The organism is Paraburkholderia sp. LEh10 (assembly GCF_017814945.1).
Lineage (GTDB): Bacteria > Pseudomonadota > Gammaproteobacteria > Burkholderiales > Burkholderiaceae > Paraburkholderia.
Genome location: NZ_JAGIPX010000154.1, coordinates 1 through 5,140 on the forward strand (window position 1 = coordinate 1; position 5,140 = coordinate 5,140).

The 5,140-nt window shown below is 60.6% G+C and carries 6 protein-coding genes; all 6 read left to right on the forward strand.

Going from position 1 to position 5,140, the window contains the following annotated elements; genetic code table 11:
• The first annotated feature begins 139 nt into the window (after nucleotides 1-139).
• The 6 genes from J8I87_RS43180 to J8I87_RS43205 all read left to right on the forward strand — a co-directional run bounded on the left by J8I87_RS43180 (nucleotide 140) and on the right by J8I87_RS43205 (nucleotide 5,079).
• Nucleotides 140-283 (forward strand): hypothetical protein, encoded by a 144-nt coding sequence (locus tag J8I87_RS43180; RefSeq protein WP_209938726.1) that lies wholly within the window; start codon nucleotides 140-142, stop codon nucleotides 281-283.
• Between the two features lie 157 nt (nucleotides 284-440).
• A complete protein-coding gene (locus tag J8I87_RS43185) occupies nucleotides 441-974 on the forward strand; it encodes a DUF6431 domain-containing protein (RefSeq protein WP_245254609.1) in 534 nt (177 codons plus the stop codon).
• 130 nt (nucleotides 975-1,104) lie between these two features.
• Nucleotides 1,105-2,424 carry a DDE-type integrase/transposase/recombinase gene (locus J8I87_RS43190; protein WP_209938723.1) on the forward strand — a complete coding sequence of 440 codons (1,320 nt, stop codon included), beginning with the start codon at nucleotides 1,105-1,107 and terminating at the stop codon, nucleotides 2,422-2,424.
• Between the two features lie 2 nt (nucleotides 2,425-2,426).
• A complete protein-coding gene (locus tag J8I87_RS43195; RefSeq protein WP_245254610.1) occupies nucleotides 2,427-2,810 on the forward strand; it encodes an ATP-binding protein in 384 nt (127 codons plus the stop codon).
• A gap of 131 nt (nucleotides 2,811-2,941) precedes the next feature.
• The gene (locus tag J8I87_RS43200; protein ID WP_209938724.1) at nucleotides 2,942-4,186 is read left to right on the forward strand and encodes a tyrosine-type recombinase/integrase; all 1,245 of its coding nucleotides are present in this window, start codon (nucleotides 2,942-2,944) and stop codon (nucleotides 4,184-4,186) included.
• A complete protein-coding gene (locus tag J8I87_RS43205) occupies nucleotides 4,183-5,079 on the forward strand; it encodes a tyrosine-type recombinase/integrase (RefSeq protein WP_209938725.1) in 897 nt (298 codons plus the stop codon). Before J8I87_RS43200 ends, J8I87_RS43205 begins: the two co-directional genes overlap by 4 nt.
• Nucleotides 5,080-5,140 lie beyond the last annotated feature (61 nt).

Here is a 5,140-nt window from a genome sequence, read left to right on the forward strand (position 1 = left end):
TGGGAGATAACTGACGGAAAAATGGATCGCGAAAGGGCTTGACTTCCAATGCCCCATAGAAGTCTTACTGTGTCACAAAAATATTCCTTGTAAAGGGATACCTGGTACTATTGAATAATACAGACTCCGGGCGATCGCGATGAGAGAAGATGTCGACGAATTTGACGCGTATCTGAGCCATCTGGCACAGGCGTTAGGGCATGCCGATCGCTATGCCGGTCTCAAGGGCTACTGTTCGGGCCTGGTATTGCCGTTGTCACGTGTTACGTCGCGCGCAGAATGAGCCGGGAGGGGTGAGATTGTCGCGCGGTCAGCCAGGACGATGTCTTGTCGATTACCGCGCGCAGCGCGAGACATGAGGGGTAGCAGGATGGCCGGCGCTGCTCTGATATCGTGCGATGTTTCTCAGGCGTCGTACAAACATCAAGAACAGACCGGCCATGCATCGCATTGTATTTGCCTTTCTCTACCTCGAACAACATCGTCGCGCGATTGAGTGCTCTCCCGCTTCTTACCGGCCCGATCGCTGTCCGCATTGCGGCAGTGGCTGCCTGTGGTGTCACGGCTGTTACGGGCGCAAAGCGGATCGCAGCGCCGACGGCGCGCTCAATCCGGTGCCTGTGCCACGTTTCCGTTGCCCATCCTGCACGCGGACCTGTTCACGTCTGCCGCTGTGCATCTGTCCACGTCGATGGTATGACTGGTCGTTGCAGCAGAACGTGCTGCAACTGCTGATCGCGGGCACCTCGCTACGCCGTACGGCAAACATCTTCGCGCTGGCCTATCACACCGTGCGGCGCTGGTGGCGATCGCTGGTGGCGGCTCACGGGACGTTCTTCTTTCATTTGTGTAGCCGCTTTGCAGAACTCGGCCGCAGTGCCGGTCGCAACCACTTCTGGCTCGCCTGCCTCGAGCGTATGCCCCTATGCGAAGCGATGGCGTGGCTGGATCGGGACGGCATAACTGTCCCATGATCGACTGATTCCCGATCGCCGTGCGACGGTGCTGCCCGCGCAGTAGCGTGGACTCCACACAGTCTGCTCACTGCCGCGCGCCGACGATCAGCGGTTTGATGGCGGTTCCTTCACTTTGACAGGAACCTCCATGAACGATATCGATCCGAAGGCGCTGTTCCGCCTGTCGGTGCTCGGCCCGCTGGTCAGCCGTGAGCGGTTGGGTCGCGGCGAACTGCAGCAGATCGTGCGGCAGCTCGCGCAGCAGGAATACGCCATTCCCGGTTCACGCCGGCGCCATATCAGTGAGAAGACGCTGCAGGCGTGGTATTACTCCTGGCGCCGCAATGGGCTGGCTGGCCTGTCCGATGCGCCCCGTACCGATACTGGCCGCTCGAAGCTGCCTGAGCCCGTCCAGCTCGCGGTGCTCGCGGCCAAACGTGAGAACCCGCGCCGGTCAATCCGCCAGATCCGCCTGCTGCTGGAAGCCGCCGGCCTCGTGCCGCGCGACACGCTCTCGCGCTGCGCCGTACATCGCCTGCTCAAGGCTCACGGCATCTCACGCATTGCCGGGCCGGATGTCGTGCCCGAGGAGAAGCGCAGCTTCGAGGCCGAACACGCCGGCTCGATCTGGTATGGCGACGTCATGCACGGCCCCACGCTGTCGTTTGGCGGGCGTCGCATGAAGACGTATCTTGTGTCGCTGATGGACGACGCCTCGCGCCTGATTGCCCATAGTGCGTTCTGTCTGTCGGAGACGGCGCTCGACATCGAGGGCGTGCTCAAGCAGGCCCTGCTCAGGCGTGGCGTTCCGAAGACGATCGTCGTCGACAACGGCGCCGCATACCGCGCCTCGACGCTGCAGGGCATCTGCGCACGGCTGTCGATGCGGCTGGTGTATTGCCGTCCATACGCGCCCGAAGGCAAGGGCAAGCTTGAACGCTGGCACCGGACATTACGTGACCAGTTTCTGGCCGAGCTCGATGCCACGCACATTCGCGAACTCGCGGACCTCAACGCGCGTTTGTGGGCATGGGTCGAGCAGGTCTATCACCGTCAGCCCCACAGCGCGCTGGGTAACCAGACACCGCTGTCGCGCTACCAGCAGGATCTGCCCCGCATCCGGCTGCTCGGGCCGCTGACCGCGCAGCTCGACGAACTGTTCTGGCATCGCGTAGCCCGGCATGTTCGCCGCGACGGCACCGTCTCTTACCAGAACCGGCGCTTCGAGGTCCCGTACGAGCTCACCGGACAGACTGTGATGCTCGTCGTCGATCCGCATGCCGGCACGGTAGTGCGTATCGAAAGCCAGACGGGTGAGCAGCTGGGCGCCGCCACCGCGCTCGACGTCGTGGCGAACAGCACGCGACGACGGCGCAGAGCCCAGCCAGAGCCTGTTACCCACGCAACGACACCGGGACCGAACCTGCTCGAGCTTGTGCACCAGCGTCACTACCGCGAGGAAGGCTGAGCATGTACCGACAGCACTTCGGCCTGCGCCGCGCGCCGCTGGACAAGGACAGCACGGACCTGTGGGACGACGGCGCGCTCGCAGCGCTGGCCGAGCGTTTCCAGTGGCTGCTCACCAGCCCCGGCATCGGTCTGCTGACGGGCGAACCCGGCGTGGGCAAGACCGCCGCCTTGCGCCACATCACGCGCGGCCTGAATCCACACCGTTACCACGTCATCTATCTGGCTGAAACGGAGTTCGGCCGCATCGACCTGTACCGCTCGCTTGCCCGCGCGCTCGGACTGGAACCCAGCTACCGGCGGGCGGACCTGTGGCGCGATCTCAAGCAGCGCATCAGCGAACTCGTCGAAGGCAAGCAGATGCTGCCGGTGTGGATCATCGACTAATGTGAAGTAGTTCAAGATGTTAAGTAGCGCAAATTTCCTCCTACTCTCCCGTCGAACTGCACGGCGTTTCTCAACATAACTGAACCCGCCGAGCGTATGGTGGTTATTTCCGTCGGACGTTGATGGAGGCCATGATGCTCGAGCAAATCTTTCCCAAAGGTCAACAGCCTTACGCACAGTCATCCGTCACCAATGTGCTTGAGGACTTCGCCAATTGGCTCGTCGACGAAGGCTACATGGGCACGGCGCTTCGCCGCCATCTTTTTCGTTTAAAACGGACACTCGAGGGCGCCGGCGACGTTACTGCCGAATCAAGATTCTCTCCTGAAGACCTCGCGGCGCTATTTGCACTTCCCGCTGCGAATCCGGGGGCGCAGAAGCTGTACCGGCATACGCAGCACCGCTTCGAACGCTTTCTTTCGGCGCGAGGTCACTTGCTGCCCGTCTCACGCAATGATCGCTTCGCGACGTTACTGGATGCGTACCGGGATTCGCTGGTCAATCAGCGGGGCATGTCGCCGTCGACAGTCGGCAACCACATGCGTACGGCGATGACCTTCCTGAGCTACGCGGTTTCGCCAGAGGCTTCCCTTGCTGAGCTGTCGATGCAATCTGTGGATCGTTTTGTAGCTGTCTCGGGCGAACGGATGAACCGCCAGAGCCTGCAACAGGTGGTGGCGCATCTGCGCTCATTCCTGCTGTTCTGCCACGTCCGTGGCGAGATACGCGAACCCATCGGACAGATCGACACCCCGCGTACCTATCGTGATGAATTACCACCACGCGCACTCCCGTGGCGCGACGTTCTCGTACTACTTCATTCCATCGATCGGTCAAGCATGGTTGGCTGTCGGGATCATGCCATTCTCTATCTGATGGCGCACTATGGTTTGCGGCCTGCTGAGATCGCCGCGTTGCAACTTGATTCGATCGACTGGACGCAAAGGACTTTGCTTGTTCACCAACGTAAGACCTGCTCGGAGCTTCTCCTTCCGTTGTCCGTTCAGACTACCCGCATACTCAAGCATTATCTGAACTTCGGCAGGCCAGTCGTCCGCGGCCGAACAGACCTGTTTCTGCGGTCGCATAGGCCCGCCACTGCATTGTGTCCCACCGCGATCAACGAAATCTACAAGAGGCGCATGCTTGCGAGCGGCTTGGCCCTACAAGGAAGTTCAGCCTACAGCCTGCGGCACGCTTTCGCCATGAGGTTATTGAACAGGGGCGTTGGCCTCAAGGCAATCGGCGACCTGTTGGGCCACCGTTCGCTGGAAAGCACATGCGTTTATCTTCGGCTGCAAATGGAAGTGTTAAGAGAAGTCGGCCTGCCACTGAGGTCAGCAACCACGAACATTCTGCTGGGGAGCTCGTCATGAACCACACCCAGACACCGCTCGATCTTGCTATCGAGCGCTATCTTCTTCACTGGCGAGCGCTTGGCCGCCGCTACTTCAAGGAAGAGCAAACTCTCCGGGCGTTGAGTCGATTCCTGAGCGAGCATGGCTTTAGCGACCTAACCCAGCAGGGCTTCGAGACGTGGTGCCAGGCATTTTCCTCCTTGCGAGGAATCACACAACGACACCGGCAACTGACTGTGTGCAAGCTGTGTCGCTTCCGGCAACGCGCCGAACCGGAGTGTTTCGTGCCGGATCGACGTCGATTCACGCGGAGTAGTCCCCATGATCCTCCTGTTATCGTCTCCGGAACAGATATCGCGCGCATGCTGGACGCTTGTGATCAACTTCGCGGCACCTGGCAATCCCCGCTTCGGCCAGCACTATGTCGCCTGGGTGTGGCTTTGCTCTACTGCGCGGGACTTCGTCGTGGCGAGCTCGTACGGTTGACCCTGGCCGATGTGAACGAGGCGCAAGGCGTGCTGCATATCCGCGAGTCGAAGTTCCACCGATCACGGTTTGTACCATTGTCGGAGGATGCGCGCGCGGAAGTTCGCCGGTATCTGCGCAAGCGGTTGCAGGCGCAGTTCGACTGCGCGCCCGATGCGCCGCTGTTGTGCCACTGTGTCGCAGGATTTCACGGCTATACAGGAGAAGGATTCCAGCACCTGTTCACGGAAGTGATGCGCTCGGCTCGCATTCAGGGTACTGACGGGCGCCAACCCCGCATCCTGGATCTTCGGCACAGCTTCGCGATTGGTGCCTTGCTACGTTGGTACAAGGAGGGGGCTGATGTGCAGACCAAACTACCCAAGCTGTCGATGTACATGGGCCACGTATCGATTGTCTCAACCGCACATTATTACCGGCTGTAGATCTTTATGTAGAGTAGCAACGTCAAACGCTTCGTGAGCAAGGCGCCTGGTTTGAACTACT